At 73.1% G+C, this 24,330-nt stretch carries 24 protein-coding genes; 10 read left to right on the top strand and 14 right to left on the bottom strand.

The features are described 5' to 3' along the window. Positions 1–3: 3 nt before the first annotated feature. The 4 genes from ABEA53_RS13760 to ABEA53_RS13745 all read right to left on the bottom strand — a co-directional run bounded on the left by ABEA53_RS13760 (position 4) and on the right by ABEA53_RS13745 (position 2,923). Complete coding sequence (locus ABEA53_RS13760) at positions 4–792, bottom strand: polyprenol monophosphomannose synthase (protein WP_345481831.1); 789 nt, start codon at positions 790–792, stop codon at positions 4–6. Positions 793–863: 71 nt separating this feature from the next. Continuing rightward, on the bottom strand, positions 864–1,508 hold the full coding sequence (locus ABEA53_RS13755) for a class F sortase (protein ID WP_345481830.1): 645 nt from the start codon (positions 1,506–1,508) through the stop codon (positions 864–866). Continuing rightward, positions 1,495–2,352, bottom strand: coding sequence for a DUF4397 domain-containing protein (locus tag ABEA53_RS13750; RefSeq protein ID WP_345481829.1), 858 nt, complete (start codon positions 2,350–2,352; stop codon positions 1,495–1,497). Before ABEA53_RS13750 ends, ABEA53_RS13755 begins: the two co-directional genes overlap by 14 nt. A gap of 130 nt (positions 2,353–2,482) precedes the next feature. After that, positions 2,483–2,923 (bottom strand): metallopeptidase family protein, encoded by a 441-nt coding sequence (locus ABEA53_RS13745; protein ID WP_345481828.1) that lies wholly within the window; start codon positions 2,921–2,923, stop codon positions 2,483–2,485. 71 nt (positions 2,924–2,994) lie between these two features. Between ABEA53_RS13745 and ABEA53_RS13740 the strand changes: the two genes are divergently transcribed. The 3 genes from ABEA53_RS13740 to ABEA53_RS13730 all read left to right on the top strand — a co-directional run bounded on the left by ABEA53_RS13740 (position 2,995) and on the right by ABEA53_RS13730 (position 6,064). Further along, positions 2,995–3,216, top strand: coding sequence for a DUF3499 family protein (locus tag ABEA53_RS13740; protein WP_345481827.1), 222 nt, complete (start codon positions 2,995–2,997; stop codon positions 3,214–3,216). Positions 3,217–3,287: 71 nt separating this feature from the next. Beyond that, on the top strand, positions 3,288–4,790 hold the full coding sequence (gene ahcY, locus ABEA53_RS13735; protein ID WP_345481826.1) for an adenosylhomocysteinase: 1,503 nt from the start codon (positions 3,288–3,290) through the stop codon (positions 4,788–4,790). 104 nt (positions 4,791–4,894) lie between these two features. Continuing rightward, the gene (locus ABEA53_RS13730; protein ID WP_345481825.1) at positions 4,895–6,064 is read left to right on the top strand and encodes a hypothetical protein; all 1,170 of its coding nucleotides are present in this window, start codon (positions 4,895–4,897) and stop codon (positions 6,062–6,064) included. Here ABEA53_RS13730 and ABEA53_RS13725 read toward each other — a convergent pair. Beyond that, on the bottom strand, positions 6,061–6,888 hold the full coding sequence (locus tag ABEA53_RS13725; RefSeq protein WP_345481823.1) for an RDD family protein: 828 nt from the start codon (positions 6,886–6,888) through the stop codon (positions 6,061–6,063). The two genes, ABEA53_RS13730 and ABEA53_RS13725, sit on opposite strands and share 4 nt — an antisense overlap. 107 nt (positions 6,889–6,995) lie before the next feature. Between ABEA53_RS13725 and ABEA53_RS13720 the strand changes: the two genes are divergently transcribed. Together ABEA53_RS13720 and ABEA53_RS13715 are read left to right on the top strand one after the other, a co-directional pair. Further along, positions 6,996–7,991, top strand: a complete 996-nt coding sequence (locus ABEA53_RS13720; RefSeq protein WP_345481822.1) for a stage II sporulation protein M — start codon at positions 6,996–6,998, stop codon at positions 7,989–7,991. Between the two features lie 593 nt (positions 7,992–8,584). After that, positions 8,585–9,424: a hypothetical protein gene (locus ABEA53_RS13715; protein ID WP_345481820.1), complete on the top strand. Its 840-nt coding sequence runs from the start codon at positions 8,585–8,587 to the stop codon at positions 9,422–9,424. Here ABEA53_RS13715 and ABEA53_RS13710 read toward each other — a convergent pair. The 6 genes from ABEA53_RS13710 to ABEA53_RS13685 form a co-directional block, all read right to left on the bottom strand. Continuing rightward, the gene (locus ABEA53_RS13710) at positions 9,408–9,890 is read right to left on the bottom strand and encodes a PRC-barrel domain-containing protein (protein ID WP_345481818.1); all 483 of its coding nucleotides are present in this window, start codon (positions 9,888–9,890) and stop codon (positions 9,408–9,410) included. The two genes, ABEA53_RS13715 and ABEA53_RS13710, sit on opposite strands and share 17 nt — an antisense overlap. A 106-nt stretch (positions 9,891–9,996) precedes the next feature. Then, a complete protein-coding gene (locus ABEA53_RS13705) occupies positions 9,997–11,328 on the bottom strand; it encodes a DUF58 domain-containing protein (protein ID WP_345481817.1) in 1,332 nt (443 codons plus the stop codon). A gap of 31 nt (positions 11,329–11,359) precedes the next feature. Beyond that, positions 11,360–12,313, bottom strand: a complete 954-nt coding sequence (locus ABEA53_RS13700; RefSeq protein WP_345481816.1) for an AAA family ATPase — start codon at positions 12,311–12,313, stop codon at positions 11,360–11,362. Next, positions 12,313–13,503 carry a DUF4350 domain-containing protein gene (locus ABEA53_RS13695; protein ID WP_345481815.1) on the bottom strand — a complete coding sequence of 397 codons (1,191 nt, stop codon included), beginning with the start codon at positions 13,501–13,503 and terminating at the stop codon, positions 12,313–12,315. The genes ABEA53_RS13700 and ABEA53_RS13695 overlap by 1 nt, the downstream gene beginning before the upstream one ends. Continuing rightward, positions 13,500–14,138 (bottom strand): DUF4129 domain-containing protein, encoded by a 639-nt coding sequence (locus tag ABEA53_RS13690; protein WP_345481813.1) that lies wholly within the window; start codon positions 14,136–14,138, stop codon positions 13,500–13,502. Before ABEA53_RS13690 ends, ABEA53_RS13695 begins: the two co-directional genes overlap by 4 nt. Then, positions 14,135–15,292, bottom strand: coding sequence for a DUF7847 domain-containing protein (locus ABEA53_RS13685; RefSeq protein ID WP_345481812.1), 1,158 nt, complete (start codon positions 15,290–15,292; stop codon positions 14,135–14,137). The genes ABEA53_RS13690 and ABEA53_RS13685 overlap by 4 nt, the downstream gene beginning before the upstream one ends. A 188-nt stretch (positions 15,293–15,480) precedes the next feature. On the opposite strand from ABEA53_RS13685, the gene mtrA reads away from it, so the two are divergent. The 5 genes from mtrA (at position 15,481) to hpf (ending at position 21,067) form a co-directional block, all read left to right on the top strand. After that, positions 15,481–16,161: an MtrAB system response regulator MtrA gene (gene mtrA / locus ABEA53_RS13680; protein ID WP_345481811.1), complete on the top strand. Its 681-nt coding sequence runs from the start codon at positions 15,481–15,483 to the stop codon at positions 16,159–16,161. A gap of 3 nt (positions 16,162–16,164) precedes the next feature. After that, a complete protein-coding gene (gene mtrB / locus ABEA53_RS13675) occupies positions 16,165–17,826 on the top strand; it encodes an MtrAB system histidine kinase MtrB (protein ID WP_345481810.1) in 1,662 nt (553 codons plus the stop codon). Beyond that, a complete protein-coding gene (locus tag ABEA53_RS13670; RefSeq protein ID WP_345481809.1) occupies positions 17,823–19,493 on the top strand; it encodes an LpqB family beta-propeller domain-containing protein in 1,671 nt (556 codons plus the stop codon). Before mtrB ends, ABEA53_RS13670 begins: the two co-directional genes overlap by 4 nt. A gap of 62 nt (positions 19,494–19,555) precedes the next feature. Next, positions 19,556–20,194: a ComF family protein gene (locus tag ABEA53_RS13665; protein WP_345481808.1), complete on the top strand. Its 639-nt coding sequence runs from the start codon at positions 19,556–19,558 to the stop codon at positions 20,192–20,194. Positions 20,195–20,374: 180 nt separating this feature from the next. Then, entirely contained in the window at positions 20,375–21,067 is a 693-nt protein-coding gene (hpf, locus tag ABEA53_RS13660; protein WP_345481806.1) for a ribosome hibernation-promoting factor, HPF/YfiA family, read from the top strand. 68 nt (positions 21,068–21,135) lie between these two features. Here hpf and ABEA53_RS13655 read toward each other — a convergent pair whose 3' ends face one another. The 3 genes from ABEA53_RS13655 to ABEA53_RS13645 are packed head-to-tail and all read right to left on the bottom strand — an operon-like array spanning position 21,136 to position 24,303. Next, entirely contained in the window at positions 21,136–22,038 is a 903-nt protein-coding gene (locus tag ABEA53_RS13655; protein ID WP_345481805.1) for a carbohydrate ABC transporter permease, read from the bottom strand. Continuing rightward, positions 22,035–22,985, bottom strand: a complete 951-nt coding sequence (locus ABEA53_RS13650; RefSeq protein WP_345481804.1) for a carbohydrate ABC transporter permease — start codon at positions 22,983–22,985, stop codon at positions 22,035–22,037. The genes ABEA53_RS13655 and ABEA53_RS13650 overlap by 4 nt, the downstream gene beginning before the upstream one ends. 25 nt (positions 22,986–23,010) lie before the next feature. Further along, on the bottom strand, positions 23,011–24,303 hold the full coding sequence (locus ABEA53_RS13645; protein ID WP_345481803.1) for an ABC transporter substrate-binding protein: 1,293 nt from the start codon (positions 24,301–24,303) through the stop codon (positions 23,011–23,013). Between the last annotated feature and the right edge of the window lie 27 nt (positions 24,304–24,330).

Here is a 24,330-nt window from a genome sequence, read left to right as displayed (position 1 = left end):
CGGTCAGACCGCGTCGGCACGCGAGCTGTTCGCCCGCACCGAGCGGAGCCGGCGGTGGTGCACCAGCAGCTCGAAGGCCGCCTGCACGCGGCGGCGCAGACCCCACCAAGCGACGAGGCGCAGGGACTCCGACACGATCGCTCCGTCCATCTTCGAGACGCCGTGCACGCGCTCGGTGAAGACGATCGGCACCTCGATGACGCGCAGCCCGGCCTGCAGGGCGCGCCAGACGAGGTCGACCTGGAAGCAGTAGCCGTGCGACGCGACGTCGTCGAGGTGGATCCGCCGCAGCGCGTCCGCGCGGAAGGCGCGGAAGCCGCCGGTCGCGTCCGCGATGTCGATGCCGAGGGCGATGCGCGTGTACCAGTTGCCGCCGCGGCTGAGGAGGAGGCGCCGGCGGGGCCAGTTCTCGACGCGGCCGCCCGGGACCCAGCGGGAACCGAGTGCGAGGTCATGGTGCGCGAGCTGCGCGAGCAGGCGCGGCAGGTCCTCGGGGTGGTGGGAGCCGTCCGCGTCCATCTCGACGATCGCGTCGTACCCGCGCTCGAGGCCCCAGCCGAACCCGGCGAGGTAGGCGGGACCGAGCCCCTCCTTGCCCGTCCGGTGCAGCACGTGAACCCGCGGATGTTCCGCCGCCAACGCGTCCGCGAGCTCGCCGGTGCCGTCGGGCGAGGCGTCGTCGACGACGAGCAGGTGCACGCCGTCATCCGTCGCCGCGAGCGTCCGCGCCACCACGATCGGCAGGTTCTCCCGCTCGTCGTACGTGGGCACGACCACCAGTGCTTCTCCCATGACGCTGGGCATCCTGCCACGTCCTGGATCCCCGTCAGCGGACGCCCCCGACCCCCGCTGCGGGGGCGCGGTCACCCCACTTCGGAGGCGGAGACGATCACGTTCTCGCTGTAGATGTCGCGCGCGTCGTCCCACGGGCCGCCGCAGGTGATCACTCGCAGCTGCGCATCGGGCGTGGGCCCGTAGACCGATGCGGTCGGGAAATGGAACTTCGAGACGGTGCGGACGCCGTCGACGGCGAAGCGGACCGTGGAGCCGTCGCTCATCCGCACCAGCACGGCGTCGCCGGCCCGCAGCTCGTCGAGGCGGTGGAACACGGCGACGCGGTCCACCCAGTCGACGTGACCGGCGATCACGGCGGGGCCCGTGTCCCCGGGCACTGTGCCCTTGGCGTACCAGCCGGCCTTGTCGAGCTCGTTCGACGGCGGCGCCGCCAGCACGCCGTCGGCGCCCCGGGCCAGGTCCACGAGGCCCGCGTCCACCTTTATCGACGGGATCACGATCCGCACCGGGTGCGCCGTGCTCCGAGCCTGCTGCGGGTCGGCGGCGGGGTCCTGGAACGCGGCCGCCTTCGCCGTGTCGGGTCGGGCGGAGGCGGACGCCGTGGGCCGCGCGGCGGGAGCAGCCGCGGGTGACGGTGCCGCGCAGCCCGCGAGCGCCGCCGTCAGGGCGAGGACGGCGCCGGCGAGCAGCGCGCGGCGCTCAGGCGCGCGCACGGGTCCGTCGCCGCAGCGCGAGGGCGGTGCCGGCCGCCGCGGCGACGAGCACGCCACCGGCGCCCGCCGTCAGCAGCAGGTCGTCCTGCTGCTGCGTCTCGTGCGCCAGGTAGCCGCCGCCGGTCGCCAGGAAGCCGGAGGGCACGCCGCCGACGCTCGCGGAGTCGAGGACGCGGCGCAGCACGATGCCGCCCTGGGCGTCGTCGAGCACGAAGACGCTCGCGATCTGCCCCGCCTTCAGGTCGATCGTGCTGGTGGTGCGGTCCGAGCCGCGCGAGGCGTCGAGGGTCCAGCGGCCGGCGCGCACCTCCTTGTACGGCGACACCGTCGTGGTCGCGGCGTCGGAGACGATCGCCGAGCCGCCGGTCGTCACCGAGACCGGGGTCGACGCGGTCGAGGCCTGGACGACGCGCACGCGAGCGGCGCCGGACTTCGGCAGGGTCAGGGCGTCGCGGACGATGCGGGTGCGCAGGTCCGCGTTCCGGCCGAACACCGCGACCGTGGACGCGCCTCCGGCCTTCACGTCGACGGACGTCTGCACCACGGGGGTGCTGTCCGGCGAGGCGCCCGCGGGACGCATCGCGACGGCGTAGCTGCCGGTCGGCAGGGACCAGTACTTCGAGACGGCGCCGTAGGCGACGTCGTCGATGCGCAGCACCTTGCTGCCGCCCGACAGCGCGACGAGGCGCACGTCGACGGACTTGGTGTCGGGGGAGAGGTGAGCGACGCGCACCCACCCCGTCGAGGACGGCGCGGCGAGGGCCGGCGCCGCGGGCGCGACCACCAGGGCCAGGGCGGCGGTCGCGACGACGAGGAACGCGGCGCGGAGGCGGGAGGTCGGCACGGGCTGCTCCGATCGGGAGGCGCAGACGCCGGGTGGGTGGCCCGGCGGGATGACGGGAGTCCGCAGCAGGATCCGGCTCGGAGGGCCTCCGATCGCCGATTCCCAGCCGACCGTCAGCTTCCGGGCGGCGTCAGAAGTGGCGGAACCGGTCCGGTGCGAGGTCCCACGGGTCGCGCCCGAGCAGCTCGGCGACCGCTCGGAACACGCAGCTCTCCACGTACATCCGCTGGTGCGCGTCGTCGTCGACGTGCAGGTGCGACAGGCGCTCGATCGGGAGGCGGTAGAGCACGACGCGGCGGGCGTGCTGGTCGACCCACCAGCGGTCGAGCCCGGTCGGACCGACCACACGGGGGATGCCCGCGATCTCGAACGAGACGTCCGCCAGGTCCTCCGGCCACAGTCCGCGCAGGTAGTCGGCGGTTTCGGCGACCGTGCCCTCGAACGTCTCGGCCCGCGTGCGGAGCACCGGCAGGTGCGGCCCGGTCACCGAGGAGCGCAGGCCCCGGCCGTGCCGGTTCCGGAACCCGCCTCGTGGAGACGGCGCGTGGGACACGCGACGGGAGCGGGCCATGCCGAGCGATGGTACGCGCCGCGCCGCGGCATGACGAGAACGCGGGCGAGGGGTGTGCCTACCATGCGGCCGTGCCGACGATCCGCCCCTGCTCGCGTCAGACCTGTCGCGAGCCGGCGATCGCGACGCTCACCTACGTCTACGCCGACTCGATGGCGGTGCTCGGTCCGCTGTCCGGCTCGCCCGAGCCGCACAGCTACGACCTGTGCGAGCACCACGCCGACCGGCTGTCGGCCCCGCAGGGCTGGTCGGTGCTGCGCATCAGCGCGCCCGACGAGCAGCTGCACGCCTGAGGCTCGCGGATCCGCAGAGCCTCCGAGCAGCGGACGCGCATGCGGCCCGCCGACTCTGGGATGATGCTCGGATGAGTCTTCTGGACACGTCCCGCGATTCGGAGCCCCCCAGTCCGACCCTCGAGTACAAGGTCGCCGATCTCGACCTCGCGGAGGCGGGTCGGCATCAGATCCGCCTCGCCGAGCAGGAGATGCCGGGCCTGATGGCCCTGCGCGAGCGGTACGCCGAGACGAAGCCCCTCACGGGAGCCCGCATCGCCGGGTCGCTGCACATGACCGTGCAGACCGCGGTGCTGATCGAGACCCTGGTCGCACTGGGTGCGCAGATCCGCTGGGCGAGCTGCAACATCTTCTCCACACAGGACGAGGCGGCCGCCGCGGTCGTCGTCGGCCCGCAGGGCACCGTGCAGGACCCGCGCGGCGTGCCCGTGTTCGCCTGGAAGGGCGAGACGGTCGAGGAGTACTGGGACTGCACGGACCGCATCTTCGACTGGTCCGACGAGGCCGTCGCCGAGGGCGGCGACTACATCGGCCCGACGATGATCCTCGACGACGGCGGTGACGCCTCCCTCCTCGTGCACCGCGGCGTGCAGTACGAGCGCGCCGGCAGGGTGCCGGAGACGAAGGACGGCGCCGGGGTCGAGCTGCGCGCGCTGCTCGACGTGCTGCGCCGGTCGCTGGACCGCGACCCCGAGCGCTGGCAGCGCATCGCCTCCGACATCCGAGGCGTCTCGGAGGAGACGACCACCGGCGTGCACCGCCTGCTCGAGTGGGACCGCGAGGGCGACCTGCTCTTCCCGGCCATCTCGGTGAACGACTCCGTCACCAAGAGCAAGTTCGACAACATCTACGGCATCCGCCACTCGCTGGTCGACGGCCTGAACCGCGGGACCGACGTGCTGATCGGCGGCAAGACGGCCTACGTCGTCGGCTACGGCGACGTGGGCAAGGGCGCGACCGCGGCCTTGAAGGGCCAGGGCGCGCGCGTCATCGTCGGCGAGATCGACCCCATCCTCGCGCTGCAGGCGGCGATGGAGGGGTTCCAGGTGGCGCCGCTCAAGGACGTCGCCGACCAGGTCGACATCGTCGTCACCGCGACGGGCAACGACAAGGTCGTGACGGTCGAGGACCTGCTGTCGCTGAAGCACCTCGCGATCGTGGCGAACGTCGGGCACTTCGACACCGAGATCGACATCGCCGGCCTGGAGGCGCTCGAGGACGCGAACCGCGTGCGCATCAAGCCGCAGGTCGACGAGTGGGAGCTGCCCACCGGCCGCAGCATCATCGTGCTGTCCGAGGGGCGCCTGATGAACCTCGGCAACGCGACCGGGCACCCCTCGTTCGTCATGTCGATGAGCTTCACCAACCAGGTGCTCGCGCAGATCGAGCTGTGGTCCACCCCGGAGGCGTACCCCGTCGCCGTCGCGACCCTGCCGCGCGCGCTCGACGAGGAGGTCGCCCGCCTGCACCTCGACGCCCTCGGCGCCAAGCTGACCCGGCTGTCGAAGAAGCAGGCCGCCTACCTCGGCGTCGACCGGGACGGTCCCTTCAAGCCGGACACCTACCGGTACTGAGCGCTGGCTCGCTCCGGACCTGGCGCCGCTGGCGTCCAGGTCCGGAGCATCCCGTCCGACCGCGGGGACTGCGAGCGCCCGCGTCCGCTCGGTAGCGTTGCTCCGTGGATCAGACGGCGTCGGCGGCGCTCATCGCGTCGATCGTCGCCGTGGTGCTCGGCGTGCTCGGCCTGGTCGGCGGTGTGATCGGGTACGTGCAGGGCACCGCCGCGCTCCGGCGCGCGACGCTGATCCGTCAGCGGGCGTCGGCCGCCGAGGAGGCGGCGCTCCAGGCCAGGACGCAGGCGGAGCAGGCGGCGCGGGCCGCGCAGAACGTGCTCGACCGCCTGAACGCCCTGCAGGTGCGCTCCATCGGCGACGTCGCCGATCTGCCCACCGGGCCGCTCATGCTGCCGTCGCGGATGCCGGTTCCGTCTGTGCCGACGGTCGACGCCCCTCCCGTGCCGTTCTCGTCGCTGTCGCCCGCTTCCGCCGCTGCCGCACAGGAGCAGCCGCCGGCCGTGCCTGAGCCCGACGTCGAGCCGATTCCTCCGGTGCTGCCGGAGTCCGAGACTGTGCGGGAGCCGCCGGAGCAGGACGCCGAACCCGGGCGGGATCACGGGCGCGAGCAGGAGGCGGAGCCCGCCACCGAGCACGAGGCGGAGCCCGAGTCCGAGGCGGAGCCCGAGCCAGATGCTCAATTGGAGCCGGAGCCCGAGCCGGTTGCTCAGCCGGAGCCGGAGCCGGAGCCGGAGCCCGAGCCCGGGTTGCAGCCCGCTGCGGAGGCCGCCGCCGAGCCCGCTCCGGCGGACGAGCCCGCGACTCCGAAGCCGTCGCAGCCCGAGCCTCCCGTCGAGGCGCCCGAACCGCCCGCCTCCGTCCGGTCGGCGACCGGGCAGGTGACGGCCGGCACGCAGGAGGCGCCGCCGATGGACTGGGCGGAGGCGCTGCGGACCGGCGCGATCCCGCTGCCGTCGCGGTCCCGCGGCACCTATGCGGCGCCGGAGAAGTCGAGGCGGAAGGAGCCGGAGACGGCCCGGTTCGAGGTCCGTGCGGTCGGGCGCCAGCGGTACGAGGCGGTCAACGTCGGCGGCGCGACCGCCGAGCAGGCCGCCGTCGAGGGCGCGGGCGAGGACCGGCACCTCGTCCGGCCGGTCGAGACGCGCGCGAAGCCGGTGCAGCCGGGGGAGTCGCTCGCGTTCTCGGTCCTGCGGGTCGAGGGCCGGAAGGTGTCCGTGCACGTCACCTGGCTCGCGGCCGGCGGCGAGCAGCAGGCGGAGCTGCCGCTGCCCTAGCGGTCGGGGAACCCGTGCGGCGTGGCGTTCAGCGTCGCGGCGAGGTCCTGGAACCGCTCCCGCTCGAGCATCAGCGCGGTGAGCTCGCGGTCGCGGCGGATGGCGGCGACGGCGGCGAGCAGCTCCTCGGGCGGCGCCTCGACGAGCGGGGCGACGTAGGGGGCCGCCTCCGCGGCGAGGGCGGTCGCGAGCCGCTGCCGGCTGGCGGGCACCATGCGCGGCGCCTGCGCGAGGAACGCCGCGATGCGTCGGGCCAGCGGGTCGGGCAGCCGGCCGACGTCGGCGATCGCCGCCCAGTCGGTCAGCGACTCCGGCACGGCGATCGCGTTCGACGGCGGCCTCGGCACGCGCTCGTGCTGGCTGACCGTGCCCGCCAGCAGATCGCCGACCCGCTTCGAGCGGCGGTTCAGCAGACCCACGACGGCCGCGAGGCCGCCGAGCGTGAAGACGATCTCGACGACGCCGCTCAGCGCCCGGATGAACGCGTGCCGCATGGCGATGGCGCCGCCGTCGTCGCGCACGATGCGGGACCCGATGGCGAACCGGCCGACCGACCTGCCGCGGGTCGCGGTCTCGAGCACGGTGGGCACGATGACGAAGGACAGCACCAGGTCGATGATCAGCAGCGCCCGCGACATCGCGCCGTCGCCGGACACGATCCCGAAGGCGAGCACGCCGAACATCAGGGCGAGGAACAGCCCGAGCTCGCACAGCCAGTCGATCAGGGCACCGAGCGCGCGCAGCGGCCAGCTCGTCGGCCGCACGTCGAGGGCGACCGCTTCGCCGGTGACGATGCCGAGGTCGTCGAGTGCCGCATCAGCCACGCCCCGAACCTACCCGCGCGGGTCCGGCAGGCGCGGCGGTCCGCCTCCCGTCTTCGCGGGCCGCACGGCTGCCCGGTCGTCCGCAGCCCAGCCCGTAGGCTCGCGCCGTGGACCTCGACGCCCTGCGCTCCGCTCGCGAGGAGGAGTGGCAGCGGCTCGACGCCCTCGCGGCAGACCGCCGACTGGACGGCCGCGGCAGCGACGAGCTGATCCTGCGCTACCAGGACGGCGCGGCGGACCTGTCGACGATCACGACGACCGCGGGAGCCGTGCCGCTCGGCGACCGCCTCTCCGTGTCGCTGTCCCGCGCGCGGATGCGGTTCACCGGCACCGGCCGCAACGTGGTCAGCCAGCTGCCCGGCTTCTTCCTGCTGCAGCTGCCCGCCGCGCTGTACCGCGTGCGGTGGTGGACGTTCTGGATCGCCCTCGGCAGCGCCGTCGTCGCGACCGCCTACGGGGCGTGGTCCGCGAACGACCCGGCGGTGCAGGCGGCGCTCGGCAACAGCAACGACCTGAAGCAGCTGGTCGACAGGGACTTCACCGGTTACTACAGCGAGAACCCCGCGGCGTCGTTCACCAGCCAGGTGTGGACCAACAACGCCTTCATCGCCGCGCAGTGCATCGCCTTCGGCATCCTCGGCTTCTACGTGCCGTACGTGCTGCTGCAGAACGCGATGAACGTCGGCCTCACCGGCGGCATCCTCATCGGCTACGGACGCGCCGACACGTTCTTCCTCTACATCGCGCCGCACGGGCTGCTCGAGCTCACGAGCGTCTTCGTCGCCGGAGCAGCCGGGATGCGCGTCTTCTGGGCGTGGATCTCGCCCGGCGCGCGCACCCGGGGGCAGGCGCTCGCCGAGGACGGTCGCGCCATGTTCATCATCGCCGTCGGGCTGACGATCTCCTTGTTCGTCTCCGGCATCCTCGAGGGGTTCGTCACCCCGTCGAACCTGCCCTGGCCGGTGAAGATCGGCCTCGGCGCCCTCGCGCTCGCGGCGTTCCTCTTCTACATGATCGTCATCGGCGGCCGAGCGGTCCGCGCGGGGGAGACGGGCGAGCTCGACCCCTTCGCCGCGGGCGCGCGGCGCATCATCGCCGACTGACGTCGAACCGCGGGCTGTGGAGAACCCTCCCCGCGCGAGTGCCTCCTGTTCTACGGTGACCGTGTGATTCGGGGGAGCGTGGCGACTGCAATAGCGGCTGTGCTTGGGGTTGCGCTTTGCGCCACATTGAGCAGTTGTTCGGCTCAATCAGAGTCAGTGCAGCCGACCAGGGCAAGTTCGTCCTCGTCGCAATCTGTAGATAGTTCCGCGTCGCTACTAGCCGCGGCTCGCAAGGTCTATGTCTCTTACATCCACGTCAGCAGCAAGATTTCTCAAGACAGCGGTCGTGGTGTCGAACGGCTGAAGCCATACCTGACGGCGGATGCTTTCCAGCGGCAGCGGGCGTCCGTCGACTCGGTCGCGAAGCGGAATATTCGCACAGTCGGGGACCCCGAGTTGATCGCTTTTGAGGCTCAGTCCAGAGAGGCTTCGAGTGGTGGTCTGTCCGCCTACGCCTGTGTTGACTTCAGTCGCGTTCGAGTGAAGACCAGTTCGGGCAAGGACGTTACGCCAGTCTCCAGGCCAGATCGACAGACGTCCGTTCCGATCTTCGTTCTGGAGAACGGGCGGCTGGTTCTTTCAAAGGACGGCGTATGGTCCGGCGAATCTATCTGTTGACGAGTGCTGTACTGCTCCTAGTGCTGGCCGGAAGTGTCCCGCTTGCGGCCGCGGATTCTGCCGCTTGCGACTTCACCCGGCGTCTCGCTGGCCTTTGCACATCTGGTTCGACGGACGGCACGGGCGTCGATGTTCGCGGCACCACGACCCGCCCCGGCCAGGACGGGAGCGCTGGAAGGGGTGGCAGTGGTGCTGGCAGCAGCGGTCCGGCGCGCCCGCTGACCGACGCGGAGCTCGCGGCGCTGCTCGACGCGGTGTGCTTCGGGGACGGGGCCTGCGGCGTCCGCGAATCGGTGGCGCTCAACCCGCTGATCCCGGCGCAGCCTGCAGCCGAACCCGAGGAGGGGGACGACGCCGCGCCGGTCGTCACGATCGACGACCTGGCGCGTTTCCTCCCCGCCACCGCCGCGCTGCACGCCGAGCCGAACGGATGGGCGGTCGTCGGAGTGCCCGCCAACTTCTGGGCGGAGGCATCGCCGGCGACCGTGGCGGGCGAGCTGCTCGACCGGGCGGCGGAGGTGCGGTTCACCCCGCAGGCCTACCGCTTCGACTACGGCGATGGGTCTTCGAAGACCTCGGCGACTGCGGGTGCTTCATGGGCGGCGCTCGGCCAGGAGGAGCTCACCGGTACCCCCACGAGCCACGTCTACTGGACGCGAGGTGATGTGCAGGCGCGGGTGACGGTCGTCTACTCCGCGCAGTACCGGGTTGCCGGCGGGCGCTGGATCAGGGTGGCGGGCGCGGTCAGCGGCACGGCTCCGCCCGAACGGGTGCTCGTCGTTGTGGAGCGCACGGCGCTCACGACGCCTGCTTGACCTGCAGGTCGGCGTACATGCTGTCGGCCGTCGGGACGAGACGGTCCACGGTCGCTCCGTCGTTCACCGCGTCGAAGCCGTCGTCGTGGACGCTGTAGCAGACGTCCTCCGGCGCGACCTCCATCAGGCCGAGCTCGGAACGGCAGTGGCGCACGGTCGGGATGCCGTAGTGCGTGTAGAGCCGCTCCTCCTCGCCGACGGTCAGCGGCTCGTCCATCTCCTTGCGGGGCGCGTCACGGGCGGTGCGGCGGTCGACGGTGACGTGCAGCGAGCGGTCGTCCCACTCGGCGTCGCGAAGGGGCACCAGCACCTCGGCCCCGCTCAGCAGGCCGAGCCGGACGCTCGCCCAGGTCGGGCGCTCCGTCTGCTCGTCCACGTACACCTGACTGACCTCACCGATGCGGTCGTCCTGCGTGTCCAGCGCGTCCGCGCCGATCATGCGATCGATGGCGTCAGTCGTGATCATGGGGCCCCCAGCCGTTCGAGGTCCCATGGTGACCAATCAGCCTGGGCAGGTCGTAGGCACGACCTGAGCCCGCGGTCAAAGGCTTCCGTGCAGGTGCCTGCTGGTGCTAGAGGCGGCCCGCCGCCTTGAGCGCGAGGTAGCGGTCCGCGAGCGCGGGAGGCAGGTCGGCGGGCGGCGCCGTCACGACCTGCGCACCGAGCCGCTGCGCCGCTGCGGCGATGCGGTCGGTGTCGAGCAGCGTGCGCTCGGCGGCCGCCGCCAGGTAGGTCTCGTCGAGGTCGCTGCGCTGCGTGGTCATCTGCAGGATCGCCGGGTCGGTCACGGAGGCGATCACCACGACGTGCCGGCTCGTGAGCTGCGGCAGCATCGTCAGCAGGGCCCGCGCGGTACCGGCGCCCTCGAGCGAGGTCACGAGCACGACGAGCGCTCGCTGCGACGTCAGCGCCCGCACCTGCGCGGGGACGCCGGCCCAGTCGGTCTCGAGCAGCTCGGGCTCGACGGGCGCCATCGCGTCGACCATCCGGTGCAGCACCTCGGCGGGCGCGGCGGCGTGCACGCGGGCCCGCACGCGGCGGTCCCAGACGAGCAGGTCGACGCGGTCGCCGGCGCGCGTCGCGAGGGCGGTCAGCAGCAGCGTCGACTCGAACGCGGTGTCGAGGCGCGGCTCGTCGGCGATGCGGGCGGCGGCCGTGCGGCCGGAGTCGACCACCACCACGACGCGCCGGTCGCGCTCCGGGCGCCAGGTGCGCACCATCAAGTGCTGCCCCGCGCCCGGCAGCGCCGGGTTGCGCGCGGTCGCGCGCCAGTCGATGGAGCGCACGTCGTCGCCGCGCACGTAGTCGCGGATGGAGTCGAACTCCGTGCCCTGGCCGCGCACCTGCAGCAGCGTCCGCCCGTCGAGCTCGCGGAGGCGGGCCAGGCGGCTCGGCAGGTGCCGGCGCGAGCGGAACGGCGGCAGCACGCGGACCGCGCCCTCCGCCCGCAGCGTCACCTGCCGGGCGGCGAGACGCAGCGGACCGAGGGACCGCACGGTGACCTGCTCGGTCCGGCGCTCGCCGCGGCGCACCGGCACGAGCGTCGAGCGGAACGCTCGGCGCTCACCACCGGGCAGGTCGAGCGGCCAGCGGTTCGGCGTCGCGCCCGCGGACGGCTGCCAGGCGTCGCGCACGACCCCCCGGATCCGCCGCTGACCGGTGTTCGTGAGCAGCACCGACGCGCTCGTCGGCTCGCCGAGCCGCACGGCGTTCGGCAGCTCGCGCTCGATGCGGACCTCCCGCGGGCTCGCAGCGGCGACCAGGTCGAGCACGATCAGCAGCACCACCACGCCGATCCACGCGGCCAGCGTGCCGAGCGCCCAGCCGGTGCCGAACGCGCCGAGCAGCACGACGGGGACGACGCCGATGAGCAGCAGAATCGGCACCCGCCCCGTGATCGTCACCGGAACGCCTCCGCCGAGGAGCGGATCCGGATCACAGGGGGACCTGGACGGTCGCGATGATGCTGCGCAGCACCGCGTCGACCGAGACGCCCTCGAGCTCCGCCTCCGGGCGCAGGCGGATCCGGTGCCGCAGCACCGGCAGCGCCATGTCCTGCACGTGATCGGGCGTCAGCGCGGGCGCGCCCCGCAGCCACGCCCAGGCGCGGGAGGCGGCGAGCAGCGCCGTGGCGCCGCGCGGGGAGACGCCGAGCTGCACGGAGGGGGCGGAGCGGGTGCCGCGGACCAGGTCGACCGCGTAGCCGAGCACGTCGGGGCTGACCCGCACCTGCTGCACCTCCGCGCGCGCCTGCCGCAGCTGCTCGGGCGTGAGCACGGGTCGCAGCCCGGCGGCCTGCAGGTCGCGGGGGTCGAACCCGGCGGCGTGGCGCACGAGCACCTCCACCTCCTGGTCGCGCGGCGGCAGGTCGAGCACGATCTTCATCAGGAACCGGTCGAGCTGCGCCTCGGGCAGCGTGTACGTGCCCTCGTACTCGACGGGGTTCTGCGTCGCGGCGACGAGGAACGGGTCGGGCAGCGGCCGCGACACCCCGTCGACCGTCACCTGCCGCTCCTCCATCGCCTCGAGCAGCGCGCTCTGCGTCTTCGGCGGCGTGCGGTTGATCTCGTCGGCGAGCAGCAGGTTCGTGAACACCGGGCCCGCCCGGAAGTCGAACCGGCCGGTGCCCGCGTCGAACACGGTCGAGCCGGTGACGTCGCCGGGCATCAGGTCGGGCGTGAACTGCACGCGGGTCGTCTCGAGGGCGAGGGACGCGGACAGCGAGCGCACCAGCAGCGTCTTGGCGACGCCGGGCACGCCCTCCAGCAGCACGTGGCCGCGCGCGAGCAGCGCCACGATCAGGCCGCTGACGGCGGCCTCCTGGCCCACCACGGCCTTGCCCACCTCCGCGCGGACGGCGGCGAGTCGGTCTCGGAGGTCGTCGGTCATCAGGCTCCAGTCGTGGGGGAGGCGGCGCCGGGCACGGCGGCGGCGCGCACGGCCGCCTCCAGCCGGGCGAGGTCGTCGGAGAGCCGCACGAAGGCGCGGTCGTCGGTCGGTTCCGCGGTCAGCAGCACGCCGGCGACGGCCTCCCGCGAGCGCCCGGTCAGCCGGACGGCCGCTTCGACGACCTCGTCGACCGAGGCCGAGCGCGAAAGCCCGAGGTTCGGCGCCATGCGTCGGATGGCGCCGATGCGCAGGCCGTCGACCGCGTGCAGGCGGGAGCGGCCGCGGTTGTAGAGGCGTGCACGCCCCTCCACGGTCTCCCGGGAGCGGACGACCACGGGCAGCGCCTCGACCACGAGCGGGCCGAGCCGGCGCCCCTTCCAGAACGCCGCGGCGAGGCCGGACAGCAGCAGCAGCGCGACCAGCGGCGTGACCCACGGCGGCGTGAGGTCCTGCAGGCTGCGGCGCCCGGCGGCGGAGGTGTCGAGCGGCGACTGCCGGAACCAGACGAGGTCCGCCCCGCTGCCGAGGGCGCCGAGGGCGACGGCGGCGTTGCCGGCGCTCGTGATGTGCTCGTTCGTGAAGGCGGTGCGGTCCGCGAGCAGCAGGACGCGTGCGCCGTCGCGGGACCCGGACACGAGCTGACCGGCGCCGGAGGCGTTCGGGAAGCAGACCGTCGCGGAGGTCGCGCGCAGGCTGAGCTTCACGCCCGTGAGCGACATCGTGCCGGCGCGGCGGGCGAGCGGCACGTCGCACGCGGCGCTCGCCGTCGTCGCGCCGGGGGTGCCGCCCGCGGTCGCGATCGGGAGGACGGCGTCGAGCGCCGCGCGGCCGGGGGAGAGGACGACCACGCGCGAGCGACCGGCGAGCAGCTTCGCCCATCCGTCCGCGGTGATCGTCGCCTCCGCGTCGTCCACCAGCAGGGTGCCGGGCGTCGCGGCGGTGCTGTCCACCGTGGTGGTCTCGGTGACGCGTACGCCCTGCTGCTCCAGCACCGACCGAAGCGCCCGCGCGCCCTCGGGGCCGGGGTTGGCGGGGTCGAAGGTGCCGCCGAGGTCCGTCCGGGCGTTGAGGATCGCGCTGCCCAGCGCGAGGACGACGATGACGACGGCGGCCAGGATCCAGAAGCGGCCGCGGCGCAGCAGCCGGCCGGCGGTCGGGGTGACGGCCTCCTGCCGGGCGGCGGTGCTCACACGGTCTCCAGCGCCTGCGGCCGGGCGGCCGCGAGCCGGTCGTCGAGCGCGAACACCGACAGCGCGTCCTCTCGGGTGGCGGCCTCGTCGGCGTACCGGACACCGTCGAACAGCTCCGCGGCGGCCCGCAGCTCGCCGTGCTCCGCGGGGAAGGCACGTGCGGCGCCGGCGGCGAAGGCGGAGGCGGTCGTGCCGGGGAAGACGGCGACAAGCGTCCGCTCGTCGAGTCCGCGCGCGAGCGCCCGGAACCGCTCGAGCACCGCGAGGGAGAAGTCGCCCTGCGCGAGCGCCGCCTCCGCCGCGCGGCGCATCTCGTCCGCGGTCCGCCGGTCGTCGTCGCCGAACAGCGCGCCGACGCCGCTGCGGCGGTTGATCCGCGGCAGGCCGAACAGCAGCAGGGCGACCACGAGCACGGCGACGACCAGTGCGATGGCGATGGCGAGCAGCACCGGCGGCGTGCTCGCGCCGCGCACGTCGAACAGGCCGCTGAACCAGGTGAGGAAGGCCTGCACCGCACGGTCGAACGGTGTCGGCTCGGCGGCGGCGTAGGCCGGCTTCGCGAGCTCGTCGAGCAGCCACCGGCGCGCGGTGCCCGCGTCGGGCTCGACCGGCACGGCGGCCGGCAGCACGATCATCCGACGGGCTCGTACGGGTCGGTGCCGCCCTGCTCGATCGAGCGCCGCAGCTCGAGGTCGAGGCCCTCGGTGCGCATGCGCCGGTCGAGGTAGACGAGCACGAGGGCGCCGACCTGCGCGATCTGCCCGATGCCCGCCACGATCACCGTGACGAGCAGGGAGGGGATCGTCGACACGAAGATCGGCACGATGCTGGCCTGCAGGTCGTTGCCGGAGTTCGGGAAGAGCAGGCCGCCCAGCGCGCTGCCGAGGATGCTGAACGGCAGCGCCACGATCTGGCCGGCGAGGGACACCATCACGGTGACGAGCGCGATCAGGCCGAAGGTGCGCCAGAACGCACGGCGGGTCAGCCCCCACGAGCGGCGGATGGCGGGGAAGACGCGGCTGCGCTCGAGCACGATGACGGACGGCGCGAGCGCGAGCTTGATCGCGAAGAACCCGTAGACCACCGCCAGCGCGAGCCCGATCGGCAGCGCGATCAGCACGGCGTAGAGCACGCCGATCGAGTTCGCGACACCGGAGAAGGCGACGATCAAGCCGGCGACCGCGGCCGCGAGCACCAGGATCAGCACGAGCTGGAGCACGCCGAGCAGCAGGGAGAAGCCGACGAGCGGCCAGAACCGGCGGCCCGCCGCGCGGAGGGCCTCCCCGGCCGTCGGCCGCTTCCCGAGCGCGCCGTCGGCGACGACGCGGGTGAGTATGCCCTGCAGCAGCGCGGTGCCGACGACGGAGGCGATGATAACGCCGAGCGCCGCGGCGCCGCCGGTGAACGCCCCGCCCAGCGCGATCGTCGCCCGGTCGGCGTCGTTCGTCGCGCGCTGCACCCGGTCGATCGTCGTGAGCCCGATGCCGTACGTGAGCCCGACGGTGAGCAGGTTCTGGATGAAGCTGATGATCAGCGCGGGCGCCACGGTCGCCCGCGGGTTGTAGCGGATCACCTGGAACGCGCCGCCGAGCAGCTGCCCGAAGGACAGCGGGTGGAGGGGGATCAGCCCGGGCTTGGGCGGCGGCGCGTACGCCTGGGGCGCGACCGGTGCGACCGGCGCCTGCGCGGGCTCGGTCCAGCCGGGGATCCGCTCGCCGTACCGGGGCGGGTCCGCGTCGCGACGCGGACCGCCTCCGGGGGAGGTCCAGTCGTCGCTCTGATCAGCCATGCCGCCATGGTTCCACGACGGCGGCGGTTCCCGCCGCGCCTGGCGCGCGACGCGCGGCCGGCGCGGCGATCCGCAGGTGCTGCGCGGGCGGCAGGGCCGCGCCCCGCCCAGGGCCGTCGTCGATTACGCTGACCACCACCCGGTTCGCCCGTCGTCGCCGACGGGCTCCAACGCGTGCGGAAGGCGGCATGAGCGGTCGGATCCTGGTCGTGGACGACGACACCGCCCTGGCGGAGATGATCGGCATCGTCCTGTCCAGCGAGGGCTGGGAGCCGGTGTTCTGCGCGGACGGGGCGGAGGCGTTGGGCCGGTTCCGTGCCACGGGCCCCGATCTGGTGCTGCTCGACCTGATGCTGCCGGGCCTCGACGGCATCGAGGTGTGCCGCGCGATCCGCACCGAGAGCGGCGTGCCGATCATCATGCTGACCGCGAAGTCGGACACCTCCGACGTGGTCGACGGCCTCGAGTCGGGTGCCGACGACTACATCGTCAAGCCGTTCGACCCGAAGGAGCTCGTCGCCCGCATCCGGACGCGGCTGCGGCCGAGCGCGAGCGTGCTGGGCAACCGCCTCCGGATCGGCGACCTCACCGTCGACGCCGCGGGACACGAGGTGCTGCGGGCCGGCGCGGCGATCCCGCTCACCCCGCTCGAGTTCGACCTGCTGCACACGCTCGCCTCGAAGCCGCACCAGGTCTTCACCCGCGAGATGCTGCTCGAGCAGGTGTGGGGCTACCACTACAAGGCGGACACCCGCCTGGTGAACGTCCACGTGCAGCGGCTGCGGGCCAAGGTCGAGGTCGACCCGGAGAACCCCCGCATCGTCACCACGGTGCGCGGCGTGGGCTACCGCGCCGGCGCGGCCGTCTGACCCATGACCGCGGAGCAGGCGCGCACGCCCGCGTCGCTGCGCGCCGCGGTGACGGCCAGGCAGGCGCGGCGGGCCGTGTTCGCGCCGGCCCGGCTGCTGCGACGGTCCCTGCGCGTCCGCACGGTCGCGATCACGCTGGTGCTCGCGACCGTCGCGATCTTCGCGGTGGGCACGGTCGTGTCGTACACGATCGCGCAGGGGCTGTTCGGCAACCGGCTGGAGCAGGTGCTGGCGGAGTCCGCGCGCGCCACGAGCGCTGCGCAGAACGTCGCCGTCGGGTACGCGACCGACTCGACCTCGCTGCAGAACGCGAGATTCGCGGCGCTCGACAGCGTGCAGACCGCGGCCCGGCCCTACGGCCTGTACTGGGCGCGGAGCGACAGCTCGGCCGGCGCCGCCCAGATCGGCGACGTCGAGCTGCCCGAGAACGTGAAGAACCTGGTCTCGACGCAGCTGCGGCGCGCGCTCGAGAAGGACGGGCTGCAGCACTGGCAGTCCGTCTCCATCCCCGTGGCCGAGGGGCAGGTGAAGCCGGGCATCGTCGTCGCGAACACGATCCAGTTCGGCGACGGCACCGTCGAGCTCTACCTCGTCTACGACGTCGCGGACGTGCAGGGCACGTTGACCGTCGTGCAGCGCAGCCTGCTCATCGGCGGCGCCGCCCTGCTCCTCCTGATCGCCATGGTGACGACCGCCGTCGTCACCCTCGTCGTCGCGCCGCTGCGGCAGGCGGCGGCGGTCAGCGAGCGGCTCGCCGCCGGACACCTGGAGGAGCGGATCCCCGAGCACGGCGAGGACGTCGTCGCCACGCTCGCGCGATCCTTCAACCGCATGGCGGAGAGCCTGCAGCGGCAGATCACCCAGCTCGCCAACCTGTCGAAGGTGCAGCAGCGCTTCGTGTCCGACGTCTCGCACGAGCTGCGCACGCCCCTCACGACCATCCGCCTCGCGTCCGACGTGCTCTTCAACGCGCGCGAGCGCTACGACGCGCCGACCGCGCGGTCGGCGGAGCTGCTGAAGACGCAGGTCGAACGGTTCGAGACGCTGCTCGCGGACCTGCTCGAGATCAGCCGGATGGACGCTCGGGCGGCGGAGGTCGCGGGCGAGCCGACGAACCTCGTCGACCTCGTCCGCGAGGGCGTCGATGCGCTCGGCGGCCTCGCGGAGGAGACGGGCACGACGATCCGGGTGCACACCCCGGGGGGACACGCCTTCGTCGACGTCGACAACCGGCGCATCGCCCGCATCGTGCGCAACCTGCTCGCGAACGCCCTGGAGCACGGCGAGGGCCGGCCCGTCGACGTCACGGTCGACAGCTCCGAGCGCGCGGTCGCGGTCGGTGTGCGCGATCACGGCATCGGCATGTCGCAGCAGGACGCCGAGCGCGTCTTCGACCGGTTCTGGCGCGCCGACCCCTCGCGGCAGCGCCGCATCGGCGGCACCGGGCTCGGCCTCGCGATCAGCCTCGAGGACGCGCAGCTGCACGGCGGCGCCCTGGAGGTCTGGACGAGCGGCTCGGACGGCACGAACTTCGTGCTGACGCTGCCCCGGCGCAGCGGCTCGACCGAGCTCGACCGGCCGGTCCCGCTCCGACCGGTCGATGCCGTTCCCGAGCGGGCCGTGGAGCCGCGTCACCAGGAGACGCGCGTGGAGGTCGGCTCGTGAGGTGGCGCGGGGCGCTGCTCGCAGCCGGCACGGCCCTCCTGCTGCTCGCGGGGTGCTCCGAGATCCCGACCTCGGGCCCCGTGCGCGACGGGGCGACGCAGGTGCCGGACGAACCGGCGATCGTCTTCCTCCCCAACCCTCCCGCCAACGGAGCGAAGCCCGCCGACATCGTCAGCGGCTTCCTGCAGGCGGGCGCCGGCAGCGACTTCTCCGTGGCGAGGCAGTACCTGACGAAGGACTTCGCGGCCGACTGGAACCCGGGTGCCGGCGTGATCGTGCACGACAAGCCGCTGAAGGTCGTGCAGCAGGGTGCGCAGGACGTGCAGGTCGACGTGCCGACCGTGGCCACCGTGAAGTCGAACGGCGCCTACACGCCGTCCGCCGTGGCGCAGACGCTGGGCTTCCGCCTGCAGCAGGTGAGCGGACAGTGGCGCATCTCGGACGCGCCGCCCGGCATCGTGCTCGCGCAGACCGTCTTCGAGCGGACCTACAAGCCGCAGGCGCTGGACTTCTTCGACCCGGCGTTCCGGCGGCTGGTGCCCGACGTGCGCTGGTTCGCGATCCGGGCGAACAGCGCGCGGACCGTCGCCCGCGCGCTGCTCGCCGGGCCCGCGGGTCCGCTGACCGGTGGGATCGTCGCGTCCGCCTTCCCGGACGGGACGAAGCTCGAGAGCGCCGGGACGGCGAGCGACGGCACGGTCACGATCGCCGTCACCGTGCCCGGGAGGCAGCCGTCCAAGCAGGTCACGGACCGCATGCAGCAGCAGCTGCTGCGCTCCCTGCAGCTGCAGACCGTCGGCTCGCTGCGCCTCCTCGTGAACGGCGAGGTGGCGCCGACCGCACCCCTGCTGCAGGTGCAGGGGGCCGTGCAGGCCCCGGTCGTCTACGCGGACGGCCGGTTCGGCACCGCGCAGTCCACGGGCTCCGTCTCGGAGGACTCGGTGCTGGGCAAGGGCGTCGCGTCGCAGAAGCCGACGGCCGTGACCGTGTCCGCCCGTCAGCGCCTCGCCGCGGTGCGGACGCGCGCGGGGCAGGTGGCGGTCGTGACGCCCGGGTCGGCGCGAGTGCTCGACCCGCGCACGGGTCTGTCGGCGCCGACGCTGGACCAGCGGGGCTGGACCTATTCGGTCCCGACCGAGGATCCGAACGGGCTCATCGCCATCTCGGTCTCGCCGACCCGGCAGATCGTGGACCTCGGGGCGACGACGGATCTCGGAGGGACGCGGGTGACCGCCATCGAGGCGTCGCCGGACGGCACGCGGATGCTCGTGCTCGGCCAGCGGGCCAACGGGGACCAGACGGCGTACGTCGCGGGGATCGTGCGCGACGGCAGGGGCGCGCCCACCGGGCTGACGACGGACGTCTACCCGCTGGGCGTGCCGAGCGGCACCGCCATCGACGCGACCTGGGTCGACGACGCGGACGTCGCGATCCTGGCGAGGGCCGCTGACGGCACGGACTCGGTCACGACCCAGCAGCTCGGCGGTCTGACGACGCCCGCCGGGCGGCTCTCGAATGCCGAGTCGATCGTCGGCACGAGCTCGAAGAGCGACCTGCGAGCCCGGGACAACACCGGGAACGTGCTCGAGCCGAGCGCCAGCGTCACCGTCTGGCAGAACCTGTTCCCGAACACCGTCGACGTCTCGGTCCTCGCCGTCCAGCGCTGAGACCCCCCTCCGAGCCGCTCCTCCCCACATCGGCGCCTTCCCGGCGCGCGCATGCTGCTCGGATGGAGCGGACGGCGGCCCGGCTGGCGGGGTTCCTGCAGGAGCTGGTGCTGCCCGTCGACTGCGCCGGCTGCGGCGCCGCAGGGCCCGCGCTCTGCCGGGACTGCCGCGCGCGGCTCGCACCCCGGGTGACCCTGCGCACGGTCGACCGGCTGCCGGTCACGAGCGCGCTCGCGTACCGCGGCGTCGTGCAGCCCGTGCTCGTGGCGTTCAAGAACGAGGGCCGCACGGGCCTGGCTCCACCGCTCGCCGAAGCGCTGCGGGCCGCCGTCGAGGCGGCGGTCGCAGGCGTCGACGGGGACGGCCTGCTGCTCGTGCCCATGCCCCGCACGCGGCGCTCCGCGGTCGAGCGGGGCTACGACCCGGTCCGCCTCCTGCTGTGCCGCGCGCGGCTGCCGCACGTGGACGCGCTGCGGCTCGTCCGCCGTCCCGGCGACCAGGTCCGGCTGGGCCGGGACGCGCGGTTCGCCAACGTCGAGCGGGGCACCGCGGCGCGGATGCGGCTCGACGGGCGGCGAGTGCTGCTCGTCGACGACGTCGTCACGACCGGCGCGACCCTGACGGAGGCGGCCAGGGCGGTGCGCGCAGCGGGCGGTGCGCCGGTCGGCGCGGCCACGGTCGCGAGCACGCCCCTCCGGTGAGTCCCCGGCGTGCGCGCCATGAGACCGATGGGGGTCCCGACGGGGGTGATGACGCGCGCAGGGCAGCGGGTCTAGCGTTCGGTAACGGCGTCGAAGAAGACCGCCCGGCCCTCCGCGGGCCGCCGTCAGGCGACCAGGAGGTCCGATCAGGGCGGCGCGCCGCGACAGAGGGAGGTCCTGATGGACATCACGCTCATCGGCCGCAACGTGGGGATCACCGACCGCTTCCGCTCCTACGTGGAGGAGAAGTCGGAACGGGTCGAGCACCTCGCTGATCGGGCGCTCGCGCTCGAGGTGCGGCTCTGCCGGCACCACGAGACGAACGGCACCGCGGGCGACGATCGCGTGGAGATGACCCTCATCGGACCGGGGCCGGTCGTGCGCGCCGAGGCCTCCGGCGCCGACAAGTTCGCGGCGTTCGACGTAGCCCTCAACAAGCTGATGGAGCGCATCCGCCGCGCCAAGGACCGCAGGAAGCTGCACCGCGGGCACGGCAACCGGCTCGAGAGCCTGCGCGATGCGAGCACGCAGGAGTTCGCCGCGCACGGCGTGGTCCCGGCCGACGCGGACCTGCTGCGGCCGGTCGCCGAGGGCGGCGCGCAGGAGGCGTCGCTCGGCGGGGACGAGCAGGAGGAGTCGCAGAGCCCCGTCGTGATCCGCCGCAAGGAGTTCCCGGCGGAGGCGCTCACCGTCGAGGACGCGGTCGACCGCATGGAACTGGTCGGCCACGACTTCTTCCTCTTCATCGACGTGTCCACGGGGGAGCCGAGCGTCGTCTACCGCCGTGTCGGCTGGAGCTACGGCGTCATCGCGCTCGACGGCCAGCGCGAGGTCAGCGACCAGATCCTCGCGACGGCGGGCGCCGCGGTCTGACCCGGACCTCGCTCACGCTTCTCGCCGCGCCGACACGCGTCGCGCGGCGAGAAGCGTGAGCGAGGCGCTCAGCGGATGCCGCTGCGGGCGATGCCCTGCACGAAGTACCGCTGGGTGGCGAGGAACAGCACGATCATCGGCACCACCGTCACCAGCGACAGCGCCATCACCTGCGTGAAGTCGGGCGTCGTCTGCCCCTGCAGGAACAGCAGGCCGATCGGCAGCGTGAACAGGTAGTCCTGCTTCAGCGCGATCAGCGGCCAGGCGAAGTCGTTCCAGGTGGCCATCGCGATCAGCACCACGAGCACGGCGATCAGCGGGCGGCACAGCGGCAGCACGATCGAGCGGAACAGTCGGAAGGATCCGGCGCCGTCGATCTTCGCCGCCTCCAGCAGCTCGTCGGGGATCCCGAGGATGAACTGGCGCGCCAGGAACACGCCGGTCGCCGTCGCGGCGGAGGGGAGGATCACCGCCCAGTAGGTGCCGTAGAACCCGAGGTCGGTGACGAGGCGGAACTGGGCGACCATCGTGACCTGCACCGGCAGCACGAGCGTGGCGAGCGCCGCGAAGAACATCGCGTTGCGCCCGAGGAACCGCAGCTTCGCGAAGGCGTACCCGGCGAGCAGGTTCACGACGACGCCGAGCACCGTCACGAACACGGTGATGACCAGCGAGTTCCCGAGCCACGTGACGATGTCGTACGACGCGAAGACGCCCGTGAAGTTGTCGAGCGTGAGCCGCGAGGGCCACAGCTTGAACACGCTCGAGAAGAGGTCGTCCTTGGGGGACAGCGCGACGACGACCATCCAGTAGAAGGGGAAGGCCATCACCGCGCAGATGATCAGGGCGATCACGAACCGCACGATCGTCGTGGTGCGATCGCGGCGCTTGCGGGACCGGAGGTGGCCCGAGCGGGTCGTCGCGATGCCGCCGCTGCCCGCACGGACGCGCTGCTGGGTCGCGGCGGTCACTCGGTCACGTCCCGTCCGCGGTTCAGCCGCCACTGCGCAGCCGCGAAGGCGAGCATCAGGACCAGCAGCACCATCCCGATCGCGGCCGCGTAGCCCTGCGCACGAGTCGTGAAGGCGTTCGCGTACGCGTAGGTCGTGAGCATGGTCGTCGCGTTGCCGGGTCCGCCGCCGGTGAGCACGAACACCAGGTCGAACACCTGGAACGAGTAGATGACGTTCATGATCAGGAGGAAGAACGTCGACGGCCCGAGCAGCGGCACGGTGATGGAGCGGAAGCGCTGCCAGGCGCTCGCCCCCTCCAGCTCGGCCGCCTCGTAGAGCTCCTGCCCGATGCCCTGCAGGCCGGCGAGGTAGATGACCATGTTGAACCCGGTCCGGCCCCACACGGTCATGAGGATGACCGCGATCAGCGCCGCCGTGCCGTTCGACTGCCATGGGATCGGCGGCAGGCCGGCGGCGATCAGGGCCTTGTCGACGACGCCGGTGTTCTCGTCGAACATCAGCACGCCGATCAGGCCCGAGGCGACGCCGGACACGACCATCGGCGCGTAGACGATCGTGCGGAACAGCGCGCGGCCGGGCAGCGCCCTGTTCAACAGGACGGCGATCGCAAGACCGAGCCCGAGCGAGAGCGCGAGCGTCGCGACCGTGAAGACGGTCGTGTTCGCCAGCGCCCGCCAGAACACGGCGTCGGAGAGCAGGTCCGCGTAGTTGCCGATGCCGATCCACGCGGGTGCGCCGAAGCCGGTGTACCGGGTGAAGGACAGCACCGCGGCGAGGCCGAGCGGGTAGAGCAGGAACAGCCCGAGCAGCAGCAGGTTCGGCCCCGCGAAGGAGTACCCGAGCAGCGTCTCCCGCCAGCGCGCACGACGGCGGCCCGAGCGCCGCGACTGCGGCGGACGGGCGGTCGCGGCGGCGACGGCACCGCCGGCGGCGACTCCCGTCACCGGCGGGTCCTCCTCCGGAGGGGGATCACGCGATGGCCTTCTCGACGCCCGCCGCGATGTTCTGCAGCGTGGTCGCGGTCGACTGGCCCTGCCGGAACGCGGCCTCGAGCTGGTCGGTCAGCACGGTGGTGATCCCGGCCGACGCGGGCACGGTGAGCTGGGCGACGTCGGCCGCGGTGATCGTGGTGGCCTGGTCGACGAACACGGGCATGACGCCCTTCGGCGCGTCCCAGCTCAGGTCCTTGCCGACGAGGCTCGTGAGCGTCGGCAGCTCGAGCGCCTCGCCGCAGAAGGTGCTCATCGCCTCGTCGCTGACCATGTACTTCAGGAACTCGGTCGCGAGCTCGGTGTTGCCGCCCTTCGTCGCGACGAGCGCGTTGCCGCCCAGGTCGTCGGCGCCGCGCTGGTCCTTCGGCAGGTAGGTGACGCCCCAGTCGAACTTCGCGCCCGTGAACTCCGGCAGCAGGAAGTTGCCCGCGGAGACCATCGCCGTCGAGCCGGCGAGCCACGTCGTGTCCGCGTAGGTGTTCGACTTCGTGCTCGAGTTCTGCGGCACCCACTTCTTCTCGAAGAAGGCCTTCGTGTAGTCGAGCGCCTTCGTGCCGGCGGCGGAGGGGACGGCGGCCTTCGTCAGGTCCTCGGTCAGCAGGCGTCCGCCGGCGGCGAACAGCCACGAGAGCCACCGGGGCGACCCGGCGAGCTGCCAGTTGTCGGCGAACGGGTACTTCGACGCGGGCAGCTTCGCGCGCAGCTTCGTCATCACCGCCGCGAACTCCTCGAAGGACCACGCGGAGGTGAGGGAGTCGGGGAAGGAGGTGTAGCCCGCCTCCGCCATGAGCGACTTGTTGTAGACGATCGCGGAGGTGTCCGTCTGCTGCGGCACCCCGTACGGCTTGCCGTCGTAGCTGACGGCCTCCCAGAAGGCCGGGATGAAGCGGCTCTTCTCGCTGCCCAGCGAGGGGGTGAGGTCGAGCAGCTGGCCCTGCTTCGCGTAGCCGCCGATCTGGCCGTAGCCGGCGCGGAACACGTCGGGCGCGTTGCCCGCGGACAGCTGCGCGTCGATGTTCGTGAACATCTGGGCGTACGGGACGAAGTTCGGCTTCACCGTGATGCCCTTGTGCGACGCCTCGAACGACTTGATGAGCTTCGTGTAGGCGGTCTTCTCCGTGTCGGAGGCCCACGTCGTGAAGGTGAGGGTGCCCGAGCCCTTCGAGGAGCCTCCGGAGGGCTGGCCCGAGAAGCCGGCGCAGGAGGCGAGGAGCGTGGTGAGCGATGCGGCGCCTGCGGTCGCGAGCAGGGTGCGGCGGGTGACGGGCACGGGGGACCCTCCGTTCTGTGACGGCCC

This window comes from Amnibacterium soli (assembly GCF_039544415.1).
Classification (GTDB): domain Bacteria; phylum Actinomycetota; class Actinomycetes; order Actinomycetales; family Microbacteriaceae; genus Amnibacterium; species Amnibacterium soli.
Note: the sequence above shows the minus strand (reverse complement) of the source record. Positions and strands in the feature narration are given on the sequence as shown.